The 25,407-nt window shown below is 73.8% G+C and carries 23 protein-coding genes and 1 pseudogene; 9 read left to right on the forward strand and 15 right to left on the reverse strand.

What is annotated here, in order from left to right; genetic code table 11:
• Positions 1 to 2: 2 nt before the first annotated feature.
• The 5 genes and pseudogenes from ACYVM4_RS04765 to eat form a co-directional block, all read right to left on the reverse strand.
• Positions 3 to 779, reverse strand: coding sequence for a 3-oxoacyl-ACP reductase (locus ACYVM4_RS04765; RefSeq protein ID WP_368822399.1), 777 nt, complete (start codon positions 777 to 779; stop codon positions 3 to 5).
• A gap of 84 nt (positions 780 to 863) precedes the next feature.
• Positions 864 to 2,222 carry an aldehyde dehydrogenase family protein gene (locus ACYVM4_RS04770; protein ID WP_460667801.1) on the reverse strand — a complete coding sequence of 453 codons (1,359 nt, stop codon included), beginning with the start codon at positions 2,220 to 2,222 and terminating at the stop codon, positions 864 to 866.
• Complete coding sequence (locus ACYVM4_RS04775) at positions 2,219 to 3,028, reverse strand: gamma-glutamyl-gamma-aminobutyrate hydrolase family protein (RefSeq protein WP_460667802.1); 810 nt, start codon at positions 3,026 to 3,028, stop codon at positions 2,219 to 2,221. The genes ACYVM4_RS04770 and ACYVM4_RS04775 overlap by 4 nt, the downstream gene beginning before the upstream one ends.
• Positions 3,009 to 4,390: pseudogene (locus ACYVM4_RS04780) on the reverse strand (glutamine synthetase family protein). The gene ACYVM4_RS04775 and the pseudogene ACYVM4_RS04780 overlap by 20 nt, the downstream one beginning before the upstream one ends.
• 65 nt (positions 4,391 to 4,455) lie before the next feature.
• Positions 4,456 to 5,886 (reverse strand): ethanolamine permease, encoded by a 1,431-nt coding sequence (gene eat / locus ACYVM4_RS04785; protein ID WP_460667803.1) that lies wholly within the window; start codon positions 5,884 to 5,886, stop codon positions 4,456 to 4,458.
• Positions 5,887 to 6,057: 171 nt separating this feature from the next.
• On the opposite strand from eat, the gene ACYVM4_RS04790 reads away from it, so the two are divergent.
• Positions 6,058 to 6,213: a hypothetical protein gene (locus ACYVM4_RS04790; RefSeq protein ID WP_460667804.1), complete on the forward strand. Its 156-nt coding sequence runs from the start codon at positions 6,058 to 6,060 to the stop codon at positions 6,211 to 6,213.
• Positions 6,214 to 6,251: 38 nt separating this feature from the next.
• Positions 6,252 to 7,010 (forward strand): FadR/GntR family transcriptional regulator, encoded by a 759-nt coding sequence (locus ACYVM4_RS04795; protein WP_368822392.1) that lies wholly within the window; start codon positions 6,252 to 6,254, stop codon positions 7,008 to 7,010.
• A gap of 494 nt (positions 7,011 to 7,504) precedes the next feature.
• Here the strand turns inward: ACYVM4_RS04795 and ACYVM4_RS04800 are convergent, their stop codons facing one another.
• From ACYVM4_RS04800 to ACYVM4_RS04810, 3 genes are all read right to left on the reverse strand, one after another.
• Positions 7,505 to 7,606 (reverse strand): MFS transporter small subunit, encoded by a 102-nt coding sequence (locus ACYVM4_RS04800; RefSeq protein WP_438612837.1) that lies wholly within the window; start codon positions 7,604 to 7,606, stop codon positions 7,505 to 7,507.
• Position 7,607: 1 nt separating this feature from the next.
• Positions 7,608 to 9,008, reverse strand: coding sequence for an OFA family MFS transporter (locus tag ACYVM4_RS04805; protein WP_368822391.1), 1,401 nt, complete (start codon positions 9,006 to 9,008; stop codon positions 7,608 to 7,610).
• A 150-nt stretch (positions 9,009 to 9,158) separates the two neighbouring features.
• Positions 9,159 to 11,465, reverse strand: a complete 2,307-nt coding sequence (locus ACYVM4_RS04810) for a glycosyltransferase (RefSeq protein ID WP_460667805.1) — start codon at positions 11,463 to 11,465, stop codon at positions 9,159 to 9,161.
• 447 nt (positions 11,466 to 11,912) lie between these two features.
• On the opposite strand from ACYVM4_RS04810, the gene ACYVM4_RS04815 reads away from it, so the two are divergent.
• Positions 11,913 to 12,563, forward strand: a complete 651-nt coding sequence (locus ACYVM4_RS04815; RefSeq protein ID WP_368822389.1) for a helix-turn-helix transcriptional regulator — start codon at positions 11,913 to 11,915, stop codon at positions 12,561 to 12,563.
• Between the two features lie 308 nt (positions 12,564 to 12,871).
• Positions 12,872 to 14,293 (forward strand): FAD-binding oxidoreductase, encoded by a 1,422-nt coding sequence (locus tag ACYVM4_RS04820; protein WP_460667806.1) that lies wholly within the window; start codon positions 12,872 to 12,874, stop codon positions 14,291 to 14,293.
• 89 nt (positions 14,294 to 14,382) lie between these two features.
• On the opposite strand, the gene ACYVM4_RS04825 is transcribed toward ACYVM4_RS04820, so the two are convergent.
• From ACYVM4_RS04825 to ACYVM4_RS04835, 3 genes are read right to left on the reverse strand one after another with little or no spacing between them, the layout of a single operon-like run.
• Entirely contained in the window at positions 14,383 to 14,694 is a 312-nt protein-coding gene (locus ACYVM4_RS04825; RefSeq protein WP_368822387.1) for an AzlD domain-containing protein, read from the reverse strand.
• A complete protein-coding gene (locus ACYVM4_RS04830; protein ID WP_368822386.1) occupies positions 14,691 to 15,455 on the reverse strand; it encodes an AzlC family ABC transporter permease in 765 nt (254 codons plus the stop codon). The genes ACYVM4_RS04825 and ACYVM4_RS04830 overlap by 4 nt, the downstream gene beginning before the upstream one ends.
• Positions 15,452 to 17,536 (reverse strand): glycoside hydrolase family 15 protein, encoded by a 2,085-nt coding sequence (locus ACYVM4_RS04835; RefSeq protein WP_460667807.1) that lies wholly within the window; start codon positions 17,534 to 17,536, stop codon positions 15,452 to 15,454. Before ACYVM4_RS04835 ends, ACYVM4_RS04830 begins: the two co-directional genes overlap by 4 nt.
• A 98-nt stretch (positions 17,537 to 17,634) precedes the next feature.
• Between ACYVM4_RS04835 and ACYVM4_RS04840 the strand changes: the two genes are divergently transcribed.
• The 3 genes from ACYVM4_RS04840 (at position 17,635) to ACYVM4_RS04850 (ending at position 20,529) form a co-directional block, all read left to right on the forward strand.
• Complete coding sequence (locus ACYVM4_RS04840) at positions 17,635 to 17,949, forward strand: metal-sensitive transcriptional regulator (protein ID WP_156269099.1); 315 nt, start codon at positions 17,635 to 17,637, stop codon at positions 17,947 to 17,949.
• 80 nt (positions 17,950 to 18,029) lie between these two features.
• Positions 18,030 to 18,239 carry a heavy-metal-associated domain-containing protein gene (locus ACYVM4_RS04845; protein WP_368822383.1) on the forward strand — a complete coding sequence of 70 codons (210 nt, stop codon included), beginning with the start codon at positions 18,030 to 18,032 and terminating at the stop codon, positions 18,237 to 18,239.
• A gap of 67 nt (positions 18,240 to 18,306) precedes the next feature.
• A complete protein-coding gene (locus ACYVM4_RS04850) occupies positions 18,307 to 20,529 on the forward strand; it encodes a heavy metal translocating P-type ATPase (protein WP_368822457.1) in 2,223 nt (740 codons plus the stop codon).
• A gap of 75 nt (positions 20,530 to 20,604) precedes the next feature.
• On the opposite strand, the gene ACYVM4_RS04855 is transcribed toward ACYVM4_RS04850, so the two are convergent.
• The 4 genes from ACYVM4_RS04855 to pdxR form a co-directional block, all read right to left on the reverse strand.
• Positions 20,605 to 20,802: a hypothetical protein gene (locus ACYVM4_RS04855; RefSeq protein WP_368822382.1), complete on the reverse strand. Its 198-nt coding sequence runs from the start codon at positions 20,800 to 20,802 to the stop codon at positions 20,605 to 20,607.
• A gap of 201 nt (positions 20,803 to 21,003) precedes the next feature.
• Complete coding sequence (locus ACYVM4_RS04860) at positions 21,004 to 21,453, reverse strand: hypothetical protein (RefSeq protein ID WP_368822381.1); 450 nt, start codon at positions 21,451 to 21,453, stop codon at positions 21,004 to 21,006.
• Between the two features lie 60 nt (positions 21,454 to 21,513).
• The gene (locus ACYVM4_RS04865; RefSeq protein ID WP_368822380.1) at positions 21,514 to 22,104 is read right to left on the reverse strand and encodes a DUF308 domain-containing protein; all 591 of its coding nucleotides are present in this window, start codon (positions 22,102 to 22,104) and stop codon (positions 21,514 to 21,516) included.
• 54 nt (positions 22,105 to 22,158) lie between these two features.
• Positions 22,159 to 23,709: a MocR-like pyridoxine biosynthesis transcription factor PdxR gene (gene pdxR, locus ACYVM4_RS04870; protein ID WP_460667808.1), complete on the reverse strand. Its 1,551-nt coding sequence runs from the start codon at positions 23,707 to 23,709 to the stop codon at positions 22,159 to 22,161.
• A gap of 96 nt (positions 23,710 to 23,805) precedes the next feature.
• On the opposite strand from pdxR, the gene pdxS reads away from it, so the two are divergent.
• Positions 23,806 to 24,759 carry a pyridoxal 5'-phosphate synthase lyase subunit PdxS gene (gene pdxS, locus ACYVM4_RS04875; RefSeq protein ID WP_368822377.1) on the forward strand — a complete coding sequence of 318 codons (954 nt, stop codon included), beginning with the start codon at positions 23,806 to 23,808 and terminating at the stop codon, positions 24,757 to 24,759.
• Entirely contained in the window at positions 24,756 to 25,358 is a 603-nt protein-coding gene (gene pdxT, locus ACYVM4_RS04880; protein ID WP_460667809.1) for a pyridoxal 5'-phosphate synthase glutaminase subunit PdxT, read from the forward strand. The genes pdxS and pdxT overlap by 4 nt, the downstream gene beginning before the upstream one ends.
• The last annotated feature ends 49 nt before the right edge of the window (positions 25,359 to 25,407 follow it).

Raw genomic sequence — 25,407 nt, forward strand, 5'->3', positions numbered from 1 at the left:
GATCACACCGGGGTGACGTAGGCCCCGGAGATCCCCCCGTCCACCAGGAACGTGGCGGCGTTGACGAACGAGGCGTCGTCGCTGGCCAGGAACGCGACCGCCGCGGCGATCTCCTCCGGCTCCGCGAACCGCCCGGCGGGCACGTGCACGAGCCGGCGCTGGGCCTGCTCCGGGTCCGCGGCGAACAGGTCCTGGAGCAGGGGGGTGTTGACCGGACCGGGGCACAGCGCGTTGACCCGGATCCCCTCCCGGGCGAACTGCACGCCCAGCTCCCGGCTCATCGACAGCACCCCGCCCTTGGAGGCGCTGTAGGAGATCTGGGAGGTCGCCGCGCCCATGACGGCCACGAAGGACGCGGTGTTGACGATCGAGCCCTTCCCCTGCTCGCGCATGTACGGGATGGCGTGCTTGCAGCAGTGGAAGACGCTGGTGAGGTTGACCTCCTGCACCCGCCGCCACGCGTCGAGGCCGGTGTCCAGGATCGAGCCGTCGTCGGTGGGGTTGATCCCGGCGTTGTTGAAGGCGATGTCCACCGATCCGTAGGCCTCGTACGTCGCCGCGTAGAGCGCGATCACGTCCGCCTCGTCCGCCACGTCGGTGCGCACGAACAGCCCCCCGACCTCCTCGGCGGCCGCCTCCCCGGCCGCGGGGTTCAGGTCCGCGACGACGACGTGCGCGCCCTCGGCGGCGAGGCGGCGGGCCGCGGCGAGGCCGATGCCGCTGGCCCCTCCCGTGATGACGGCGCTGCGGCCGACCAGGCGGCGGGCGTTGACCTCCATGGGTTCTCCTTCGATGCTGGGGGTTCGGTGGTGGGGGTTTCCCCGGGACGGGACGAGTGGTGGTGCAGGGGGCGGCCGGTGGCGTCAGTCGGTGGCGAGGAACACGTTCTTCGTCTCGGTGAACGCCTGCGGGGCGTCGGGGCCGAGCTCCCGGCCGAAGCCGGACTGCTTGAAGCCGCCGAAAGGCGTCCAGTAGCGCACCGAGGCGTGCGAGTTGACGGAGAGGTTCCCGACCTCGACGGCGCGGGACACCCGCAGTGCCCGCCCGACGTCCCGGGTCCAGATCGACCCGGAGAGCCCGTACTCGGTGTCGTTGGCGATCCGGACGGCGTCCGCCTCGTCCTCGAAGGGCACCACGGCGAGCACGGGGCCGAAGATCTCCTCCCGGAACACCCGGGAGTCCGGGGACGGGGTGAGCACCGTCGGCGGGAACCACCAGCCGGGGCCCTCGGGGGCGGTGCCGCGGAAGGCGACCGGGGCGTCGTCGTCGAGGAAACCGGCCACGGAGTCCCGGTGCGCGGCGGAGACCAGGGGTCCCATCTGCGTGCCCTCGTCCCACGGGTCCCCGCAGGCGAAGTCCCGCACGGCGGGCTCGAGCAGCTCCAGGAACTTCTCCAGCACGGAGCGCTGGACGAGCACCCGCGACCGGGCGCAGCAGTCCTGGCCCGCGTTGTCGAGAGCCCCGGCGGGGGCGGACGCGGCGGCCTGCTCCAGGTCCGAGTCCGCGAAGACGATGTTGGAGTTCTTCCCGCCGAGCTCCAGGGTGACGCGCTTGACCTGCTCCGCGCACCCGGCCATGATCCGCCGGCCCACCGCCGTGGAGCCGGTGAACACGACCTTGCGCACGGCGGGGTGGGTCACGAAGCGCTCCCCCACCACCGAGCCCTTGCCCGGCAGCACCGTGAGCACGCCCTCGGGCAGCCCCGCCTCCAGCGCGAGCTCCCCGAGCCGGATGGCGGTGAGGGGGGTGAGCTCGGCCGGTTTGAGCACCACCGTGTTGCCGGCGGCGAGCGCCGGGGCGAAGCCCCACGCGGCGATCGGCATGGGGAAGTTCCAGGGCACGATCACGCCCACCACGCCCAGCGGCTCGTGGAAGGTGAGGTTGACCCCGCCCGGGACCGGGATCTGCTGCCCCGAGAGCCGCTCGGGCGCCCCGGAGTAGTAGGTCAGCACGTCCCGGACGTTGCCCGCCTCCCAGCGGGCGTTGCCGATGGTGTGCCCCGCGTTGCGGACCTCCAGGCGGGCGAGGTGCTCGAGATCGGCGTCCACCGCGTCGGCGAAGCGGCGCAGCAGCCGGGCGCGGTCCGCGGGGGCGACGGTCCGCCAGGTCTCGAAGGCCCGCCGGGCGCGCTCGATGGCCGCGTCCGTCTGCTCCCGGGACGTCAGCTCGACGGTGCCGACGACCTCCTCCGTGGCGGGGTCGATGATCTGCGTGGTGGTCATGGGATGCGGGTGTCCTCTCGCTGTAGAGCGTGGTCTGCCCGGCGGGTCTCCCCGGGCCGGTCCCGCTGGGCGCGGGCGTAGCCGTGCGCCACGCGGACGAACCCCTCGAAGAGGCGGGAGTCCTTCCGGTTCTCCTCCGGGTGGAACTGCACGCCGAGCGTCCAGCCGCCCTCCGTGGTCTCGACGGCCTCGACCGTCCCGTCCGCGGCGCGGGCGGTCACCACCAGCCCCTCGGCCACCGTCTCCAGGGCCTGGTGGTGGTAGCACGGGGACCACGCCGTCTCGCCCAGCAGCTCGCGGCAGCGGCTGCCCGGCTCGGTGGCGAACTCGACCTCCCCGTACCGGCCCGGTCCGGGCTGGTAGCGCGCGGCGTTCTCGTTGACGTCCGGCAGGTGCTGGATCAGCGTGCCGCCGAGCGCCACGTTGAGGATCTGGGCGCCGCGGCAGATCGCGAACAGGGGCACCCCGCGCTCCAGCGCCGCCCGGGTCAGGGCGAGGTCGTGCTCGTCCCGGGAGGGCTGGGACGCGGTCAGCTCGTGCCGTTCGGCGCCGTAGAACCGCGGGTCCACGTCCACGCCGCCGATGACGACCAGCCCGTCCACGAGCTCCAGCACCCCCGGGTCCGTGCCCACCGGGGGGAGCAGCAGGGGCGTGCCCCCGGCGGCGGCGACCGCCTCCACGTAGGCGCCCGGGACGATCGCCGCCACGGAGCTCCAGACCCCCCAGGACCCCTCCTGGTAGTAGGTGGTCAGGGCGATCCGCGGCCGGTACCCGGTGCCGCCCGGCTCAGAGGCGCTCGAAGCCACGGCGCAGCTCCCAGTCGGTGACGGCGGCCTCGAAGGCCGCCAGCTCCACGTCGGCGTAGTGCACGTAGTGCTCCACGACGTCCTCGCCGAACAGCTCCCCCGCGAGCTCCGAGCCGGCCAGCAGGTCCCGGGCCTCGCGCATGGTCGAGGGCACCACGGGGGCGTCGGACTCGTAGGCGTTGCCCTCGGTCATCGGCTCCAGCTCGAGCTCCTGCTCGATGCCGTGCAGCCCGGAGGCCAGCATCGCGGCCAGCGCCAGGTACGGGTTCACGTCGCCGCCGGGGAGCCGGTTCTCCATCCGGGCGGACTGCCCGCTGCCCACCAGCCGCACGGCGCACGACCGGTTGTCCACGCCCCAGGCCACCGAGGTGGGGGCGAAGCTGCCCTCCACGAAGCGCTTGTACGAGTTGATGGTGGGGGCGTAGAACAGCGTGAACTCGCGCATGGTGCGCAGCACCCCGGCGATGAAGAGCTCGTAGGTGCGGGACCGGGCGTCCCGCTCGCGGTCCCAGAAGACCAGTTCGCCTCGGGCCCGCGCAGGGACATGTGGATGTGGCAGGAGCTGCCCTCGCGCTCGTTGGGCTTGGCCATGAAGGTGATGGACTTCCCCTGCTGGTGGGCGATCTGCTTCGAGGCCAGCTTGTAGACCACGTGGTTGTCCGCGGTGACCATGCCCTCGTCGTAGCGGAACGCGATCTCGTGCTGGCCCAGGTTGCACTCGCCCTTCGCCGACTCCACGGTCAGTCCGGCCGCGTACATGGCGTTGCGGATCTCCCGCAGCAGCGGCTCGACCCGCTGGGAGCCCAGCACGGAGTAGTCCACGTTGTACTGGTTGGCCGGGACCAGGTTCCGGTAGTCGGCGTTCCAGGCGTCCTCGTAGCTGGTGTTGTACACGCAGAACTCCAGCTCGGTGCCGGTGACCATGGTGAAGCCCATGTCCCGGGCGCGGTCGAGCTGGCGGCGCAGCATCGACCGCGGCGACATCGGGATGGGCTGCCCGCCGTGGCCGGTGAGGTCGCACTGGATCATGACCTGGCCGGGGTTGTGCGGCATCAGCCGGATCGTGTCGAGGTCCATGGCGAACTCCATGTCCCCGTAGCCCGAGGACCAGCTGCTGATCGAGTACCCGCCCACGGTGTTCATCTCCGTGTCCACGGCCAGCAGGTAGTTGCAGCCCTCGGCACCCTCGTCGAGCACCGAGTCCAGGAAGAACTGCGCGTGGTTGAGCTTGCCCTGGAGCCGGCCCTGCATGTCGGTGAAGGCCAGGACCACGGTGTCCACGAGCCCGTCGGCGACGTGCTGCCGCAGCTGCTCGACGGTGAGCATCCGGTCGTTGCGCGGGTGCTGGGGAGTCTCGGTCATGGGTCCGGTCCTTCGTCGCTGGGATCGCTGAGGTGGCTGGGGTGGGAGGCGGGCGGGGCGGGGAGTCAGTGCAGGTCCGCCTCGGCGGAGCGGATCTGCGCGAACTCCTCCTCGGGGGCGTGGCCCACGAGGCGGTGCCGGCTGTAGAACCAGTAGTAGGCGAGGAACACCACGAACACGAGGGCGGTGATGGACGCGGCGAGCACGTCGACCAGGAACGTCGCGACCACGGCCACGAGCGCCAGCACCAGGGCGATGCCGGTGGTGACCACGCCGCCCGGGGTGCGGTAGCCGCGCGGGAGGTCCGGCTCGCGCAGCCGGAGCACGATGTGGGAGAGGTTCAGCAGCACGTAGGAGACGGTGGCGCCGAAGACCGCGATGTTGATGAGCAGTCCGCCGTCGCCGGTCACGGCCGCGAGCACGAAGCCGATGGTGCCCGGCACGATGAGCGCCACCCACGGGGTCTTGCGCTTGCCGGTCAGCGAGAGGAAGCGGGGCAGGTACCCGGCCCGGGAGAGGGCGAACAGCTGCCGGGAGTACGCGAACATGATGGAGAAGAAGCTCGCGACCAGCCCGGCCAGCCCGGCGTAGTTCACGATGGTCGCCGTCACGCTGTCCGCCCCGGCCGCGGTGCGGATGGCCTCCGGCAGCGGGTTGTCCGAGGTGCTCATCGCCTCGGAGCCGGCCGCCCCGGGCACCAGCACCAGCATGAGCGCGCCGGAGACCAGCAGGAAGGCCATGGCCACGATGATCCCGCGCGGCATGTCCCGGCGGGGGTCGGCGGTCTCCTCGGCGGCCAGCGGCACGCCCTCGATCGCCAGGAAGAACCAGATGCCGTAGACCAGGGCCGCCATCGCCCCGGCGTAGCCCATGGGCAGGAACGCGCTCGCCCCCGCGGCGTCGTTCGGGACGATGTCGAAGAGGTTGGCGGCGTCGAAGTGCGGCACGAGCGCGACGACGGTCACCCCCAGCGCGAGGACCGCAATCACGGTGATCCCGAACATCAGCTTGAGCGCCTCGCCCACGCCGTACATGTGGATGCCCATGAACACCAGGTAGGTCACGAGGTACACGGGCCAGGAGTTGGTGATGCCGAACAGGCCCAGCGCCTCGATGTAGCCGCCGATGAACGTGGCGATCGCCGCCGGGGCCACGGCGTACTCGATGAGCACGGCCATCCCGGTGGCGAAGCCCCCGAGCGGGCCGAGGGCGCGGCGGGCGAACCCGTAGCCGGCGCCCGCCGTGGGGAGGGTGGAGGAGAGCTCGGCGAGGCCGAAGACCATGCAGGTGTACATGAGGCCCATGAGCACGAAGGCGATGAGCAGCCCGCCCCATCCGCCCTCGGAGAGCCCGATGTTCCAGCCGGAGAAGTCCCCGGAGATGACGTAGGCGATGCCCAGGCCGGCGAGCAGGACCCAGCCGGCGGCGCCGGACCGGAGCTGGCGGTGCTGGAAGTACTCGTCGGTGCGGGCGGGCTGTGCTGGGGATTCGGGCATGGGACGATCCCTCCGGAGTTCCTCAAAGGTCTGAAAACAGACGTTTGGCGCGAGTGGTCACAGTCTGTGGGCTGCCCCGCGCCCCGTCAAGACCCCGTGGCGGGACGCCGGGCTGTGCACGGGGCCGCGTCGCGGTGTCGCCGGTCGCACGGATGCCGCAGAATGGTGGGCATGAACCAGACCAGCCCCTCAGCCCCCGACCGCCCCCGCTCGCAGCACTCCGGCCCCCTTCGCTCCTGGGCCCTCATCGCCATCACGGCGGGCTTCCTCGTCTCCGCGGCCCTGATCATCGCGGTGGGCGTGGTCGCCATCGATCTCACCCACTAGCACCTCGGCCGGTCGTCCCGGCCGGGAGGAGCGCCACCGTGAGCGATCCCGTCCAGCACCCCCGCATCCGGCCCGTGCGCCAGGGCAACGCCTTCGAGGAGGCCGTGGAGCGGATCCTCGACTCGATCCGGCTCGGTCTGTTCCGCAGGGGCGAGCGGCTCCCGCCCGAGAGGGAGACCGCGGCGATGCTGGGGATCTCCCGCGCCACGCTGCGGGAGGCCCTGCACGAGCTCCAGTCCGCCGGGGTCCTGGAGGTGGTGCGCGGCCGGTACGGCGGGACCTTCGTGACCGGTCGCACCGCCCTGCCGGACGAGACGGTCCCCCCGGCGGACCCCGCGGACGTCGAGGACGTGCTCGTGTTCCGCGCCGTCGTCGAGCCCGCCGCGGCGGAGCTGGCCGCGGCGGCGTCCCTCAGCGCGGCCGCCCGGGAGCACCTGCTCGCGTGCCTCCGGCAGGTCGAGGAGAGCCTCCCGGAGGACTACCGTCCCGCCGACGCGCGCTTCCACATCGCCGTGGCCGAGCTGAGCGGCTGCCCCAGCCTGGTCCGCGCCGTCGCGGAGGTGCGATCGCGGGCCAGCGACCTGCTGGACCGGATCCCCGTGCTGGCGGTCAACCTCGAGCACTCCGACCGCCAGCACCGCGAGCTCACGGACGCCGTGCTGGCGGGCGACGCCCCCGCCGCCCGGGCCGCCTCCCTCGCACACCTGGAGGGCACGGCCGCGCTGCTGCGCGGCTTCCTCGGGCACGGGAGGCGGTCCGACGACGACGCCCCCGGGGACGACCGCGGCCCGGCGTGACCCGTCGCCGCGGGAGGAACGGGCCGACCCGCGCGACCGCTGCCTGTCCTCGTCCGCAGTGGCACGGGGGCGGCGCCGCACAAGGAGCCGGCTGAGATGACACCCGTCGGAGCCGATCCCGTCGGGACCGGCGAAGGGGTGTCCTGCCGGGGGCGCACGCCGGCGGGCGCGGCCCTGCTGCGCGGCGCGGCGGCGGGGCTGGAGCGGATCCCGGACACGAGTTCACAGCGGAAGGCCGTGTCGTTCGACTGCGCGACCCTGACCGCGGCACGCCGCCCGGATCAACTTCTTCCGGGACGTCATCTGCTCCATGGAGCTGCTGTGGCCCGAGCTGCTCGAGGTGAACCTGCAGGAGACGGTCCCGGAGCTGCGGATCCCGGTGTTCTTCGTGGAGGGACGCCACGACGACCGGTGACCTGCGGCTCCTCCGGCGGGACGCCGCCGGGGTCGGACACGGGCGGACCGTTCCGGCCCGCCCGTGTCCCGTCCGCCGGTCAGACGAACAGCGCGGTCACCCGCATGAGGGTCATCGTCACTCCGTAGGCGAGCGGGACCCCGACGAGGACCCAGCCCAGTGCCAGTCGTGCACGGCTCATGTCATGCCTCCTTCGCGGCGAGCTCGGTGTCGGACGGTGCGGTGCGGTGCTCGGGCTCGTGGTACTTGGCGTCCACCGGCCTCACCAGGAGATTGGCGACGAAGCCGATGACCAGCAGTCCGACCATGGTCAGCAGCGCCGGCTGGTACGCCTGCGCCGTGAGCTCCCCGGGGGTGCCCTGGGCGTCGAGGAACGCGTTCACGATGAGGGGCCCCGCGACGCCCGCGGCGGCCCAGGCCGTCAGCAGGCGGCCGTGGATGGCACCCACCTGGAAGGTCCCGAAGAGGTCCCGCAGATAGGCCGGCACCGTGGCGAAGCCGCCGCCGTAGAACGAGATGATGACGAAGGCCAGCAGCACGAACAGCAGCGTGGAGGACGAGCCGAACAGCGCCAGCACGGTGTAGAGGAGCGCCCCGACGCCGAGGTAGACCATGTAGATGCGCTTGCGGCCCAGCACGTCCGAGGTGGTGGACCACACGAAGCGCCCGCCCATGTTGCCGATGGACAGCAGGCCCACGAAACCGCCGGCCACGGCCGCCGTCACGAGGGAGGCGCCGTCCGCCTGGCGGAAGAAGTCCTGGATCATGGGGGCGGCCTGCTCGAGGATGCCGATGCCGGCCGTCACGTTGCAGAACAGCACGATCCACACCAGCCAGAACTGGCGGGTGCGGATCGCGTTGCGGGCCGAGACGTGGTTCTTGGTGACGAGGGCCTTCGACTCGACCTTCGAGGGGTCGAACCCCTCGGGCTTCCAGTCCGCGGGGGGGACCTTGATCGTGAACGCCCCGAAGAGCATGTAGGCGAGGTAGACGACCGCGAGGGTCAGGAACAGCTTGCCGACGGCGTCCCCGCTCGCCACCCAGCCCTCGGTGCCGGAGTTCGGGTCGTAGAAGTTGAGCAGGGCCGCGGAGAGGGGGCTGGCGATCAGCGCGCCGCCGCCGAAGCCCATGATCGCCATGCCCGTGGCGAGGCCGGGGCGGTCCGGGAACCACTTGATCAGCGTGGAGACGGGTGAGATGTAGCCGATGCCCAGGCCGATGCCGCCGATGAACCCGTAGCCCAGGTAGACGAGCCAGAGCTGCTCGGTGAAGATGCCGAGGGCACCCACCAGAAATCCGCCGGACCACAGCAGTGCCGCGGTGAACATCGCCTTGCGCGGCCCGCCGGTGTCCACCCACGTGCCGAAGACGGCGGCGGACAGCCCCAGCATGACGATCGCGATGGAGAAGATGATGCCGATCTGGGTGAGGCTCGCGTCGAAGTGCGTCACCAGGGCGTTCTTGTACACGCTGGTGGCGTAGGCCTGACCGATGCACAGGTGCACCGCGAGGGCCGCCGGCGGTATGAGCCAGCGGTTGAATCCCGGTGGTGCCACCGAGTGCTGCCGATCAAGCCATCCCATGCCCCGACTCCTCATCTGCTGCGGACACTGCGCGAAAGGCACGTTCCGGACGGACCTCGTCCGTCCGGCCCGGCGCCCAAGGGTGAAGCATGTCACATCAACGAGAAAAATGGGAAGCAACCTGCCGACCGGCCCTGCGGACCGGGTTGCTCAGCTGCCGCGGAGGGACCGCCACGCACGCCGCCAGAAGGCGACGAACCCCTTTCCCGCCACGACCTGCTCGAGCCGTTCGATCTGCCGGGTCTGGGCGTGGACCACGTCCAGGAGCTCGTGCGCCAGCTCCTCGGCGGCGTCCAGCCGCCGGTGCAGGGCGCCGGCCTCCTCTGCGGCCGCGCGACGCAGGTAGAGCGGCAGGCCGATCCCGTGCTCCGCGCTCCACTGCCTGAGGTGGCGGTCGCGGACCGCCGGCTCGCCCCGCGCTGCGGAGGATCCGCCCGTCCGGCCCCGCTGCGCGGGCGGGCGGGCGGGGAGCAGGCCCACGGTGAACGTCTCGAGGAAGCGGAGCGTGAACTCCCAGACCTCCGCCGCGTCGAGGGTCTCGTCGTAGTCGCCCAGCACCCCGTGCACCGCCCGCCGGTACAGGAACGGCGAGTCGACCGCGGTGCGGTCGCCGTCCAGCACGTCGGTGAGGGTGAGCACCTCCCGGTCGGGCGGCACGAGATCCCGACCCGGCCGACCGGGCGGGACGTCCTGGCCGGCCCCGGATCGCTCCCTGGTCGAGACCACGACCCCGTCGTCGGTGACGAGCGGGTCCTCGAGATGGGCCACGGCGCGCTGCAGGAGGGCGGGCGGCCAGGGCTCGGCCCCGTGGTGCAGGAGGACGAGCTCCGACTCCCCGGCCCGCAACCCGCGGTTGGCGGCCGCCGCGGGGCCGAGGGCTCTGCGGTGGCGGAGGACCGTGACGCGCCCCGCGAGCTCGTCCCGCCGTGACGCCAGGGCCTCGTCCACCTCGGCGGCGTCCCCGCCGTCGTTCACGACGACCAGCCGCCAGTCGGTGAACGTCTGCGCCAGGAGGTCGTCGACGGCGCGGCCGAGGCGCGCCGGGCCGTCGCGGTGCCGCAGCACGACGGCGACGGTGGGCCGCTCGGGCGGCACCTCCGGAACGGTGTAACGGCGGCGGAGAGCACGCACCACCGGAGCACCGACCCCGCGCGGCGCGGCCGCCGTTCCCCGCGCGGCCTCCGGCTCCCGTCCGCGGAGCGCCCCGGCCACGTCGTCCCACCACCGGGCCGCGGCCTCCCGGACGGCCGGCTCGGCGTCCGCCAGCGCGGCGCGCACGGCCCCCCGGTGCTCCACGGCCTCGGTCGCCCACTGCTGGACGGCGGCACGGGTGTCCCACGCCACGTCCCCCGGGGTGAGCAGTGCTGCCAGAGGGACGACGCCGTCCTCCAGCCCCCACCGGCTCAGCACGCCGTTCATGCTGTCCAGGGAATACTTGTCCGGGGCCACGGGCAGCACGACGGCGTGCACCGCCAGGCCGAAGGCCGCGCCGCGGGCGCACGTGGTCAGGACCCAGTCCGCCCGCAGCGCGGCGGGGTCCGCCTCCCCGGGGTCCGTGATGACCCGGCGGACGTCCTCCCGCAGCAGCGCGGCCACGTCCGCCGCGAACTCCTCGTCGGCCGAGGCGCCGCCGCAGGCCAGGAGCGTGACCGCCCCTCCCGTTCGGTGCACCAGAGCATCCAGCAGAGCGGCGAGCACCGGGGCGACCTGCTCCGGCGGAAAGGGACCGGCCGGCCGCCCCACCACGGCGACGACCCGCGGCGGCGCCGCCGGTTCCTCCGGCTCCCGCCGCTGCCGGGTCGCCCCGTCCGGCGCCCGATGCTCCTCGGCCGGTCTCTCCGGCTCCCGCCGCTGCCGGGTCGCCCCGTCCGGCGCCCGATGCTCCTCGGCCGGTCTCTCCGGCTCCCGCCGCTGATCTGTCACCCCGCCCTGCGCGGGCGGGCGTGCCGGGGCAGGGGGACCCGGGAGAAGGAGTGCGTCCTCCCAGCCGAGGCGCAGGCCGGGGTGCTCGGGGCACAGTCGGCGGGCCACCGCCAGGGACGCCTCGTTCCGCACCCCCACGAGGGAGGCGACCGAGAGCAGTCGGCGCACGGCCTCCTCGGGGAAGGGGCCGGTGTCGAGACCAAGCCCGACGACGACGACGGGCCGGCCGGCCTCGGCGGCGGTCCGCGCCTGGTCGAGCCAGGGACGGAGCTGGGAGTCGTCCACGAGGGCGTCCGACCCCAGGCCGGCCAGCAGCAGCGCCTCCGCCTCGGGCCGCCGTGCGGGAGCACCGTTCCCGGGCCCGGCCTCCGGGAGGTCGCCCCCGAGCTCCGGGAGCACCGGATCGGTCTCCGGGTCGACGAGCCGGGCGTCGAGTCCGCGCAGGGCGAGTTCCCCGAGGAGTCCGTGGAGCTCGCTCGCCGCTCCCGCGCGGAGTCCTGGCCCGGCCGGTCCCGGGAGAACGTCGATGTGCATGACGGAACGAACCTCTCCTCGACTGATGCGTGCTCCCCCATTCTCCCAGCCGCGGCCTCCCCGGTTCGCCCGGGGCACGGGCGAGCCGGCGCCCGCCGCCGGCCGGGCACCCCGGCACGACAGGTCCGGCGGCGCGCGGTGGGCGGGGTGCGGTGGGCGGTGGGCGGTGTGCGAAGTTGCAGGTCCGCACGGAATCGCCTTGCCCGCGCGCGGGTGGGTCCGCCACTGTGGAGGAACACACTGCACCATCTCCGCCGGCGACGCCCGCCCGGAGGATCCCCCGCCCTGACGCGTCAGCTGCCCCGCCAAATATTCCGATCAACGAATATACCGATGGCCGCCGGCCCCGTCCCGGGACGCGGACCTCTCGTTGCCGGAACGGGCCGGCGATCCCCGGCCGCGGAGATCCCGCCCACCTCACGGCGGGAGACCTCGAGGAGCCCCACCATGTTGAACGCCGCCGTGATCAGCCCCCAGCCCATGACGCGCATCGCGATGCAGCGCGAGGCCGTCGAGCACCCCGAGCACGGCGTGCGGGTGAGCACGGTGGCCGGGACCGTCCCCGACTTCATGGCCGAGCCCCCGGCCGAGGAGATGGTGGTCCTGCTGAGCCTGAACACCCTGGACGGTCGCAGCCTCGTGCAGAACATCACGGACCTCACCGCGCAGGAGCACACCGTGGTGATGCTCGTGCCGCCGGCCGACCTCGTCCGGGTCCGGTCCGCGTTCGCCTGCGGGGCGGCCGGAGCCGTGGGCAAGTGGGAGCCCATCAGGACCGTCTTCCGGACCATGCGCCTCTCCCGGCAGCTGGGCCACTTCGTGAGCGACGTGCTCCAGTCGGCCCTGGCCGAGCTGCCCAGCAGGGCTCCGGCAAAGCTCTCCGCCCGGGAGCGCCAGGTGCTCACGCTCTACGTGGAGGGCCTCCAGGAGCAGGAGGTGGCCGGTCTGCTGCAGATCGCGGAGTCCACGGTGGAGGAGCACCTCAAGCGCATCCGCCGCAAGTACGCCGTGGTGGACCGGCCGGCCCGCACCAAGCTCGAGCTCTACAAGCGGGCCATCGAGGACGGCATCATTCCCCCGGTGCTGCCACTCGCCTGAGCACGGTCCGGCCGCCCCGTCCGGCCACGGACCGTCCTGTCCGGCCTCCGCCCGGCGGAACAGTGTCCGGACCGTTGCGCCGGGACCGTTGTCCCGTGTCGAGGTCGCTCCTACCCTGGTGACAGCACCATTGCGCGCCGTTCCGCATCCCCCCGCACCGGAACTCCAGCCCCGGCGGGGTCGAGCGCCCGGACCGCTCCGAGTCCGCCCGAGACCCGTCCGGCACCGCCGAGGACGGTCTGCGCACCGTCGTCGAGCACGAGCAGCAGCCCGGGGGCGCGTGCCCCCGCCCACAGGAAGCCAGTCCCATGAATGCCGTGGACCGCGGGGAGCATGAGCACCAGACCGCCCGAGAGCTCGAGAAGCTGCGGACCCGTCTGACGGGGACGCTGGTCGAGCCCGACGACCCCCTCTACGACGAGGCGAGACGGGTCTGGAACGGCATGGTCGACGTGCGACCCCGGGCCGTCGTGCGGGCGGGCGCCGTGTCCGACATCGATCCGGTGCTGGCCGCCGCGCAGCACACGGAGCTGCCGCTGGCCGTCCGCGGCGGCGGGCACAGCGTGGCCGGCCACGGGACCGTGGAGGGCGGACTCGTCCTGGACCTCGGCGCCCTGCGGCAGGTCGAGGTGGACCCCCGGACCCGGCGCGTGACCGTCGAGCCGGGCGCGACCCTCGCCGACGTCGACCGCGCGACGGTCCCGCACGGGCTGGCGGTGCCCCTCGGCGTGGTGAGCGCCACCGGGGTCGCAGGGCTGACCCAGGGCGGGGGCGTCGGCTGGCTGACGCGCAGCAACGGCCTGAGCCTCGACAACCTCGTGGACGCCGAGGTGATCACGGGGACCCGGGAGCACCTGCACGCCAACGCGGAGCACAACCCGGACCTGTTCTGGGGCATCCGCGGCGGCGGGGGGAACTTCGGCGTCGTGACCTCCTTCACGTTCCGGGCCCGGGAGCTGCCCCCGTCCGTGCTGGGCGGGAACCTGTTCTACGGGCGCGAGAAGTGGCGCGCGGCCCTGCAGGCGTTCGCCCGCTGGACGGCCGACCTGCCGGACGAGATGAACGGCATCCTCTCGATCCTCCGGCTGCCGCCCAGCTTCGGGATGGGCGACGAGCCCTGGCTGATCATCGCTTTCGCCTGGATGTCGCCCGACCACGCCGAGGGCCTGCGCCTGGTCGATCGGCTGCGGTCCGACGCCCCGCCGGACGAGGAGGAGGTCGGCCCCGTGCAGTGGGGCGAGTGGCAGTCGGCCATGGACGAGCTCTTCCCCAAGGGGGCGCGCGGCTACTGGAAGAACGCCTCGTTCTCCCGCCTGGATGACGAGGTGGTCGACGCCCTGCTCGGCGTGGCCTCCGAGATCACCTGGTTCGGCACGGGCATCGACGTCCACCACATGGAGGGGTTCTTCGGGCGGGTGCCCGCCGGCGCCACCGCCTTCCCCAACCGGTCCGCACGGTACTGGCTCAACGTCTACGGCTTCTGGCCGGACGCCGCCGAGGACGTCCGCCTCACGGCGTTCGCGCGGAAGGCCCACGCCGCCGTGGAACCGTTCGCCGACGCGGGCCTGTACGTGAACTTCCTCGGCGCCGAGCAGGGCCCGGTCACCACCGAGGCGGCACGCCAGGCCTACGGGGAGCGGACGCACAGGCGTCTCGTCGAGCTGAAGAACCGCTACGACCCGGGCAACCTGTTCCGCCTCAACCACAACATCCTGCCGAGCGGCGCCTGACGGCGCCCGTTGCCGGAAGGGGCCCGGTCGGCGCCTCCTGCCAGGAGGTCGGGGCCCAGGACGCCACGGATCGCGCCTGAGGGCTGGGGTCAGGGCGCGCCGAGCAGCCGCAGCACGGCCGCCGCGACCGCCCCCAGGACCACGACCAGCAGGAACGGGGCCCGCAGCATCAGGGCCGCTCCCGCCACGAGCAGCGCGCCCAGCCGGGCGTCGAGCACCAGCGCCTGGCCGGAGCCGAACGCGTTCATGACCACGAGCGCGGCGAGCAGGCCCACGGTGACGGTGCCCGCCATGCGCCCGACGCGCGGGTCGTCCAGCACCCGGTCCGGCAGGAGGTAGCCGACGAGCTTCAGGGCGTAGGCGAGCGCGCACGCCCCGAGCACCCAGACCCACATGCTCACGCCCCCGCCTCCTTCGCACCGGGAGCGGACGGCGCACCGGGGCCGGACGCCGCGCCGGCGCCGGACGCCGTCCCGGCCGAGCCGGCCGCGCGGGAGCGGCCCAGGAACGCCGCGACCACGGCGGCCACGAGGATCGGCAGCCCCGCCGGCAGCACCGGGATCGTCAGGGCTGTGACGAGGCCGCAGACCACCGCGACCGCCACGGGCTCCCGGGCGCTCAGCCGCGGCCACAGCAGGCCCAGGAACGCGGCCACGGCGGCGCCGTCCAGGCCCCACCGGGCGGGATCGCCCAGGGCGTTGCCCAGCAGGGCGCCCAGCACGGTGAACAGGTTCCAGAGCACGAACACGCCCAGGCCCGCGGTCCAGAAGCCGCGCCGCTCCTCGACGGGGTGGACCTGGGAGGACGCGGCCGCGTTGGACTCGTCGATGGTGACGTGCGCGGCGAGGAGCCGGCGCCAGCCGCGCGGGCGGACGAGGGCGTTCATGCTCATCCCGTAGACGGCGTTGCGGATCCCCAGCAGCGTGGCGGCGCCCAGCGCCGAGGCGCCGGCTCCCCCGCCCGAGACCACGCCGATGAAGGCGAACTGGGAGCCGCCCGTGAACATGAGCGCGGACAGGGCGACGGTCTGCCAGAAGGTCAGTCCCGCCGCCACGGACAGGGCGCCGAAGGAGATGCCGTACAGCCCGGTGGCCACGGACACGGACAGCCCGATCCGGACCGCCGGCGAGGACCGCCAGTCGGCCGGAGCCGCGTGGCTCACGAGGCGCCTCCGGCGGCGACGACGGACGACCCGCCCGTGCCCGGCACGGGCTCCCCCACAGCTTCGGCCACGGCCGCCCCCACGGTCTCGGCCTCGGTCTCGTGCGGCGCGTCCGCGGCGCGGCGTCCCTGGGCGGCGTCGAGCGCGTCCAGGGCCTGGACGAGGGCGAGGTGGGTGAAGGTCTGCGGGAAGTTGCCGGTCATTCGCCGGTGCTCGGGCGACCACTCGGTGGAGAGCAGTCCGAGGTCGTTGGCGCGCGACAGCACGGAGTCCACGAGCTTCCGGGCGCTGTCCGAGCGGCCCGACCGCGCGTACTGGGCGGCGAGCCACAGGGACGCGCCGAGGTGCGGGTTGTCCTGGCCGGGGAAGCCGTCCACCCCGATGACCCCCGCGTACGCGTCGGGGTCGTCGGGGTCCACCGGGCCCAGGACGTTGCGGTAGCGGTGGATGAGCCCGCTGGGATGGCGCAGCTCCTCCTCGATCCGGCGCACGGTCCCGAGCATCCGCTCGTCGTCGTAGGCCACGAAGCCCACCTGCGGCAGCTGGAGCAGGGAGGCGTCCACGGTCTTCGCCCCGTAGTACTGGACGAAGGAGCCGACCTCGGGGTCGTAGCCGCTCGTCCAGATCTCCTCGGCGAGCGCGTCCCGCAGCTGCTCCCACAGCGGCGCGTCGCCGGGCAGGCCGTGCACGCGCACGGCGTCCACGCCGCACTGGAGGGCCGCCCACATCAGCACGCGCGAGTGCGTGTAATACTGCCGTTCGCCGCGCATCTCCCAGATGCCCTGGTCCGTGACCTCGTAGTTCTCCACGACCGAGCGCAGCATCGCCTGCTGCAGGGGCCAGGAGAGGTGGTCCTCCACGGCGCCGCGCCGGCGGAGCCTCTCGAACACCACCATGACGTGCCCCACGGCGTCCGACTGGTGCTGGCCCGCGGCGCCGTTGCCCTCGCGGACCGGCCGGGAGCGCTCGTAGCCGGGCAGGTCGAGCTGGTGCTCGCGCCCACGGCGCTCCCCGGCGACCCCGTAGATGTTCTGCAGGTCGTGCGGGTCGCCCGCCACGGCGCGCAGCAGCCAGTTGCGCAGCTGCGCGGCCTCCCGGTCGTGGCCGTGGTCGAGCATGACCTCGAGGGCCATCGCGGCGTCCCGCAGCCAGGCGAAGCGGTGGTCCCAGTTGCGCTCCCCGCCGACGACGTCCGGCAGGGACGTGGTGGGGGCGGCCACGAGCCCGCCCGTCTCCTGGTGCATCAGCGCCCGCACCACGAGCAGCGAGCGCCGGACCACGTCCGAGCGCCGGGCCACGGCGTGGCCGCGGACGGGGACGATGTGCACGGGCTCGTCCTCCCCGGCGGCCGGCGGGGAGTACAGCCCGGACCAGTCCTGCCACAGCTCCACGGTGCGGGTGAGCTGCTCGTTGACGTCGACGGGGGCCGGGGGCGTGCGGTGGGACGGGAAGTGGGTGAGGACGAAGTCCCGTGCCTGGCCGGCGGAGACGGTGAAGGTCCCGCGGTGGCGGCGCTCGTCGTCGTCGTCAGTGGACTCGGGGAGGGGCTCCCCGCGCAGCACGAGGGCGTCCGGGCCGGCCATGGCCACGAGCATGGGCGGTGCGGGGTCGCCGCCGGCGGGGTCCTCCTCCCCCTCGAAGCGACTGATCCAGGGGACCACGGCGCCGTAGCCGAAGCGCACCCGCAGCTCGTGGTACATCTCGACCTCGCCCGTGAGGCCCTCGACGCGGCGGACCACGTCCGTGCGGGAGGTCAGCGGGAGGAAGTCGGTCACGCGCACGGACCCGGAGTCCGTGACCCACACGGTCTGCAGCACGAACGTGTTCTCCACGTAGAACCGCTCGGCGACCTGGGCGCCGCTCTCCTCCTCGTCGAGGACCTCGCCGTTGGGCCCCTCCGCGACCGTGCACGCGGGGGCGAGCAGCCACCGCCCGTGGTCGGGCTCCCCGAGCAGGGCGCCGAAGACCGAGGGGGAGTCGAACCGGGGCGCGCACAGCCAGTCGATGGACCCGGTGCGGGAGACGAGCGGACCCGTGCGCATGTTCGAGAGCAGGGCGTAGTCCTCGATCAGTGAAGCCATGCCTCAAGATTGGCACATTGCCGGGCCGCACCGGGCCGGACGCTTGAAGGATACCCCCGAGGGGTATACAGTGACGGCAGGACGACCGAGGAGGACCCATGACCCAGACCCTGCCGCCGCACGGGTACACCCAGGACAAGGACGCGTACCTCAAGCGCCTGCGGCGCATCGAGGGCCAGGTCCGCGGCATCCACCGGATGGTCGAGGAGGACAAGTACTGCATCGACATCCTCACCCAGATCTCCGCGATCCAGTCGGCGCTCAAGGCCGTGAGCCTCGGCCTGCTGGACGAGCACCTGAACCACTGCGTCGTGGGCGCCGTCGAGGCCGCCCAGGAGTCCGGGGACGTCGCCAGCGTCGACGACAAGCTCCAGGAGGCGTCCGCGGCCATCGCACGCCTGCTCAAGAGCTGACCCCGCCCCACCGGACGGACGCACCGCCCCCACCGGACCACCCCGCTGAACGAACCCACCGAACCCCCGAGGAGACCATCGTGCAGACCACCGTCAACGTTTCCGGCATGACCTGCGGCCACTGCGTCATGTCCGTCACCGAGGAGCTCACCGAACTCGAGGGCGTCGAGTCCGTCGACGTCGACCTCGTGGCCGGCGGGGTCTCCCCCGTGGTCGTGACCTCCACCCGCGAGCTGTCGGAGGACGAGATCGAGAAGGCCGTCGAGGAAGCGGGGTACAGCGTTGCCTGAGACCCGCACGGCCGTCCCCACCGAGGTCGCCGGGCCGCTGCGCACCCTCGAGCTCGAGATCACGGGCATGACGTGCTCCTCGTGCGTCAGCCGGGTCGAGAAGAAGCTGGGCAGGCTCGAGGGCGTCGACGCCTCCGTCAACCTCGCCCTCGAGACCGCCACCGTCCACGTGCCCGAGGGCGTGAGCGACGAGCAGATCGTCGAGACGGTCGAGAAGGCCGGGTACGGGGCCGTCGTCACGAACGCGCCCGGGGACGACGACGCCGGTCCCGCGGAGCGCTCCGACGCCATGACGAGGGTCGCCGGGCGCGAGGCGTCCTCGCTGCGCTCGCCCGAGTCCCTGCGCCGGCGCCTCCTCGTGGCGGCCGCGCTCTCCGTCCCGGTGTTCGTGATTTCGATGTTGCCCGGCTTCCAGTTCCCGCACTGGGGCTGGGTGGTCGCGGTCCTGAGCCTGCCGGTCGTGACGTGGGCGGCGTGGCCGTTCCACCGCTCGGCGGCCATCAACGCCCGGCACCTGACCTCCACCATGGACACCCTCGTGTCCCTGGGCGTGTCCGCCGCGTACCTGTTCTCGCTGTGGAACCTGCTGCGCGAGCCCGGCATGACGGCCGGCGCGATGCTCGGCCACACGATGGACATGAGCGGGCACCAGCTCTACTTCGAGACCGGCGCCCTCGTCACCGCGTTCCTGCTGCTGGGCCGCTGCCTGGAGGCCCGGGCGAAGGCCCGCTCCGGCGAGGCGCTGCGCGCGCTGCTGGAGCTGGGCGCGAAGGACGCGGTGGTCCTGCGGGACGGCGTCGAGACGAGCCTGCCCGCGGAGCAGCTGCGCCCGGGGGACCTGGTGGTCGTGCGCCCCGGCGAGAAGATCGCCGCCGACGGCGTGGTCGTGGACGGCCGCTCGGCCGTGGACACCTCCCTGCTGACCGGCGAGTCCCTCCCGGTGGAGGTGGAGGTCGGGGACACCGTCACCGGGGCCACGATCAACACCAACGGCCGCCTGCTGGTCGAGGCCACCCGCGTGGGCGCCGACACCACCCTGGCCCAGATGGGCCGGATGGTGTCCCGGGCGCAGGCGAGCAAGGCCCCCGTGGCCCGGCTGGCCGACCGGATCTCCGGGGTCTTCGTCCCGGTCGTCCTGGTGATCGCCCTGGCCACGCTGGTCGGCTGGCTCCTGCTGACCGGGGACGTGCACGCGTCCTTCGTGGCCGCGGTCTCCGTGCTCGTGATCGCCTGCCCCTGCGCCCTCGGCCTGGCCACCCCCACGGCCCTGCTCACCGGCACGGGGCGCGGCGCGCAGCTGGGCATCCTGATCAAGGGCGCCGAGGTGCTCGAGGACACCCGCACCGTGGACACCGTGGTGCTGGACAAGACGGGCACCGTCACGAGCGGTCAGCTCTCCGTGGCGGCTGTGACGCCCGTGTCCGGGTACTCCCGGGACCAGGTGCTGGACCTCGCGGCCACCGTGGAGCAGCACTCCGAGCACCCCATCGCGCGGGCCTTGGTCGCGGCCACCCCGCATCGGTTCCCGGTCTCCGGGTTCGTCTCGGCCCCCGGCGGCGGCGTCCGCGCGCACGTGGCGGACGGGATGCACTCCCGCTCGGTGGTGGTCGGGCGCACCACCTGGCTGTCCGAGAACGGCGTGCGCCTGGACGGCACCCAGCTCGACGCGCTGCGCCGCGCCCAGGAGGGCGGGTTCACCACGATCCTCGTGGCCGTCGACGGGGCCCTCGTCGGCTTCGTCGACCTGCGCGACACCGTCAAGGACGACGCCCGCGAGGCCGTCCGGCGGCTCAAGGGGCTGGGCCTGCGGCCCATGCTGCTGACCGGCGACAACGAGCCCGTGGCACGGGCCGTCGCCGCGGAGGCCGGCATCGCCGCCGAGGACGTCGTCGCGGACGTCAGCCCGGAGGGCAAGGTCGCGGTCGTCCGTGACCTCCAGGACGACGGCCGCGTGGTCGCCATGGTGGGCGACGGCGTCAACGACGCCGCGGCCCTGGCGCAGGCCGACCTCGGGATCGCGATGGGCGCCGGCACGGACGCGGCGATCGAGGCCGCGGACATCACGGTGGTGCGCAGCGACGTCGGCTCGGTGCCCACGGCCATCGCCCTGTCCCGCCGGACCCTGTCGATCATCAAGTCGAACCTGTTCTGGGCCTTCGCCTACAACACGGTGGCCATCCCCGTGGCGGCCGCGGGCCTGCTCAACCCCGTGATCGCGGGCGCCGCCATGGCCTTCAGCTCCGTGTTCGTGGTGCTGAACTCCCTGCGGCTGCGGCGCTTCGGCCGCTGAGCCCGCCGGGCACGACGACGCCCCGGGGAGGACCACGGTCCTCCCCGGGGCGTCGTGCGTTCCGTGCGGTGCTGCTCAGGCGCCGGCCTGGCCGGGGTCGACCGGGCTGTCCTCGTTCTCCTCGAGCTCGGGCAGCTCGGACTTGTAGTCCTCCTGCGCCACGTCCGTGGGATCGCGGTCGGCGTCGGCCTCCCGCTTGTCGGCCATCCGCTGCTGGACCTTCCGCTCGAACTCGTCGTCGCCCTCGGTGGGCGGTTCCGGCTGCTGGCTCATGCTGGTTCCCGTCGTCCGGTCTCGAGCAGGGCGCGGGGTCCGGCCCTGCTGCTCAGGTGCCGTCCCAATCTACCGAGGAGACGGACGGCCGCGACAGGGCTGTCCACGGGACAGGATCCTCCGGGGCGGGGGTCCGGAACGAGCGGGGACCTGCGGCGAGCGGGGACGTGCGGCGAGCAGGGGCCGCGAGCGGGCGGGGCCTCAGGCGCGCGGGGCGGGGCCGTCGTCGTCCGTGCCGTCCACCGGGCCGGTGCCGTCGGCGGAGCGGCGGCCCAGGAGGTCCTCGCCCTCGGTGTCGGGCCGGACGCGCTGGCCGAACTCGGCCTCGCCGGGGGGCCGGGCGGCCGCCTGCCGGCGGGCCCGGGCCTCGGCGTAGAGCTTGGCCGAGGAGCGGTTGACGCCGGTGCCCGTGCCGAGGTGGGGGTCGTTGGGCTTCTCGACGATCATCAGCGTGGCGCTGATCACGAGCGTCGCGATGAACGCGATGCCGGCGGCGATGAAGGCGAGGTCCAGGCGCGGGCCGTTGTCCGTGCCGCCGCTGGCGAAGATCCCCACGGCGACGAACGCGACCGCCGCGAGCGCGGCGGACAGGATCAGGGGGCCCTTGACGTCGGCCCGGGAGCCGCCTCTCGAGCCCTTGCGCTGTGCCACTGGTCCTCCTCGTGAGCTGATGTCCTCGGCCGGCCGGGGCCTGCCGTGCGGTAGCCCAGTCTACGCGGTCCCGGCGGGGGCCCGTCCCCGCCGGTCCTCGTGCCGGAGGGTGAGGGCGGCCAGCAGGTGGGTGACGCCGATGACCACCGCGGCGGCCCCCACCACCCCGAAGAGCGCCTTGGCGCCGAGGTCCACCACGAGCACGAGACCCGTGGCCGCGAGGACCGTGACGAGTCCGGCGATGGTCCAGTCGCGGCCCAGCGGGAAGGTCGTGCGGAACTTCAGCCCGAGGGCCAGCTCGGTGAGCCCGGCCAGGCCCATGATGGACGCCGCGTAGACCACCAGCCACGCGGGGGTGTCGGCGCCCAGGATCGTGAAGACCCCGCCCAGGAGGTACAGCACGCCGTAGGACTGCGGGATCTGCCGGGTGGGGCCCATGTCCACGTGGTCGTTGCCGTTGAGGCGCAGCTGCAGGAGCACGCTCGCCGCGCCCGTGAGCACGAGGTACAGCCCCACGCCCCAGGCCACCACGGGCAGGGTGGGCTCCTGCCAGAACACGGTCACGCCGCCGAGGACCAGGGCCACGAGCGCGCGCAGCAGCGTGGGCGCGAACAGGTCGCGGTGGATGCCGGTGCTCGGATCGGGGTTCACGGTGCGCCTTTCGGGGGACGTGCCGGCCGGGAGGCCTGCGGGGCACCGGTCAGTCTAGCGAGCGCAGCCGTGCCCGGTCGCCGAGAGCACCCGGGCCAGGATCGCCAGGGCGTCCGGCAGGGCGTCGCCCTCCGGGGCGGCCCCGGTGGCGCCGAAGCCGACGACGACGCCGCGGCGGCCGCCCCGCGCGCCGTGCGCCCAGTACGAGCCCAGCGCCGCCACCCGCACGCCCGCGGCGGCGGCACGGTCCACGACGTCCTGCTCCTCCAGCGGCACCTCCCCGGTGAACTCCAGGACGGCGTGCAGCCCCCCGTCCATGGGCACGGCCCGCACCCCGCGGACCCCGGCGAGGGCCGCGGTGAGCAGGTCCCGCCGGCGCCGGTACTCCCGCCGCATCCGGGCGGTGTGCCGGCGCAGCCCGCCGTCGGCCAGGAAACGGGCCATGGCGTCCTGGGCGACCGCGGAGGCGGGGTTGCCCAGGTCCGTGCGCAGCCGCAGCAGGTCCTTCCGGAGAGCTGGCGGGGCCAGCAGGTAGCCGACCCCCAGCCCGGGCGCGAGGACCTTGGTGAAGGAGCCCAGCGTGGCCACGTGGCCGCCGGCGCCGAGCAGCCGTCCCGGGGCGGGAGGCTCCGGGACGGCGCCCCCGGCGTGGTCGAGGGAGGACAGCGCGGGGAGCGGCTCGCCCACGTAGCGCAGCTCGGAGTCGTAGTCGTCCTCCACGATCAGCGCGTCGTGGGCGCGCGCCCAGCCGAGCAGCTCGAGCCGGCGGGCGGCGGGCATCGACGCCCCGAGGGGGTACTGGTGGCTGGGGGTCACGATCACGGCGTCCGGGGGCCGCTCGATCTCCCATTCCACCGGGCCGGCCCACGCGCCGGAGGGCAGGCGGGCGGGGTCCAGCCCCTGCTCGTCGATCGGCACCGGCAGCACCTCGTGGCCGAGCCGCTCCGGCACCCGGCGCAGCGAGGGGTAGCCGGGGTCCTCGACGGCGACGCGCAGCCCGCGGCCCGCGTGGCCGCCGAGCACCGCGAGCAGGAGCTGGAGCCCGTCCCGCGCGCCCGCCGTGACGAAGAGGTCCTCCGGGTCCCGGACCACGCCGCGCATCAGCCGCAGGTGCTCGGCGATCTGCCCGCGCAGCGGCTCCGAGCCCTGGGGTGGGGGCGCCCCCGTCCCGGCGGCGGCCGCGGCGTCCCGCCACGCGGCGCGCCACTGCGGGGTGGCCAGCCGGCCGGTGTCGGGCCGCCCGGGCGTGAGGTCGATCATGGGCCGCTCCCGGGTCCGGCGCGGCGGCGCCGCGGGCGGGCGGGGGCCGGGCCGGGCCGCCGGGGGCTCCGCGCGGGAGCGGGCGAGGTCGGGGTGGACCACCGTGGCCCCGTTGGTCGCGTGCAGGTAGCCCTCGCCGTGGAGCTGGTCGTAGGCGGTGACCACGGAGCCGCGCGAGATCCCCAGCCGGGCGGCGAGCCCGCGCGTCGAGGGCAGCGCGTCCCCGGGGCGCAGGGCCCCGGAGACCACCAGCTCCCGTAGCTGCTGGACGAGCTGGGCGGGCAGCGGCGCGGGACCGGACCGGTCCACGCGCACGGGCAGCTCGACGTCGTGGGGATGCCGCACGGGACGCTCCTCCTCCTCCGACCGTTCCTGTGGTCCAACAGATTCTATCGATGGTGGACCTGTCGGTGGACCACTTCCGGCCGGAGGATGGAGCCCATGACCGATCTGCAGACCACCCCTGCCCAGAACTCCGCCCCCACCACCGCCTCGGACGCGACCCCGCTCACCGGCTCCCCGCTGGTCAAGCGCGGTCTCGCCGACATGCTCAAGGGCGGCGTCATCATGGACGTCGTCACCGCCGAGCAGGCCCGCATCGCCGAGGACGCCGGCGCCGTGGCCGTCATGGCCCTCGAGCGCGTGCCCGCCGACATCCGCGCGCAGGGCGGTGTGGCCCGCATGTCCGACCCCGACCTGATCGAGGGCATCCAGGCCACCGTCTCGATCCCCGTCATGGCCAAGGTCCGCATCGGCCACTTCGTGGAGGCCCAGGTCCTGGAGCACCTGGAGGTCGACTACATCGACGAGTCCGAGGTGCTCTCCCCCGCCGACTACGTCAACCACATCGACAAGCAGCGCTTCACCGTCCCGTTCGTGTGCGGGGCCACCAACCTGGGCGAGGCCCTGCGCCGGCTCGCCGAGGGCGCCGCGATGATCCGCTCGAAGGGCGAGGCCGGCACGGGCGACGTCTCCGAGGCCACCAAGCACATCCGTACCATCCGCGGTCAGATCGCCGAGCTGCAGGCCCTCCACCAGGTCTCCCCCGACGCCCTCTACGTGAAGGCGAAGGAGCTCGCGGCCCCCTACGACATCGTCCTCGAGGTCGCCCGCACCGGGAAGCTGCCGGTGGTGCTGTTCACCGCCGGCGGCGTGGCCACCCCCGCGGACGCCGCCATGATGATGCAGCTCGGCGCCGACGGCGTGTTCGTGGGCTCCGGCATCTTCAAGTCCGGCAACCCCGCGGCCCGGGCGCAGGCCATCGTCAAGGCCACCGCCTACTTCGACGACCCGGAGAAGATCGCCGAGGCCTCCCGCGGGCTCGGCGAGGCGATGGTCGGCATCAACGTGGGCGACCTCCCCGCCCCGCACCGGCTCGCGGAGCGCGGCTGGTGACCTCCCCGCCCCGCGTCGGCGTCCTCGCCCTGCAGGGCGGGGTCGCCGAGCACGCCGCGATGCTGCGGGAGCTCGGCGCCGAGCCCGTGCTCGTGAAGACGGCCGAACAGCTCACCGGGCTGGACGCGATCGTCCTGCCCGGCGGGGAGTCCTCCACCGTGGACCGGCTGCTGCGCCTGTTCGGGCTGCGGGAACCCCTGCGGGAGTCCGTCCTCGGCGGCCTGCCCACGCTGGGCACGTGCGCCGGGCTCATCCTGCTCGCGTCCGGCATCGAGGACCCCGCTCCCGGTCAGCAGTCCCTCGAGGTCCTGGACGTCACGGTGGCCCGCAACGCGTTCGGCCCCCAGACGGCCTCCGAGGAGGTCGTGCTCGCCTGGGGCGGCGGCGGGGACGTGGTGCGCGCCGCCTTCATCCGGGCCCCCGCGGTGACCCGCGTCGGCGAGGGCGTCGAGGTCCTCGCCCGGCACCGGGGCGCGGTGGTCGCGGTGGCGAGCGGGGCCGTCGTCGGCATCTCGTTCCACCCCGAGCTGACCGGGGAGACCACGGTGCACCGGCACCTGCTCTCCCTCGTGGCCGCCCGGCGCGGGCTCCCCGCCTGAGCGGTTCCGCGTCACCCCATCTGCTCCGCGCCACCCATCAGCTCCGCGG

The sequence above is a fragment of the Kocuria himachalensis genome (genome assembly GCF_054784195.1).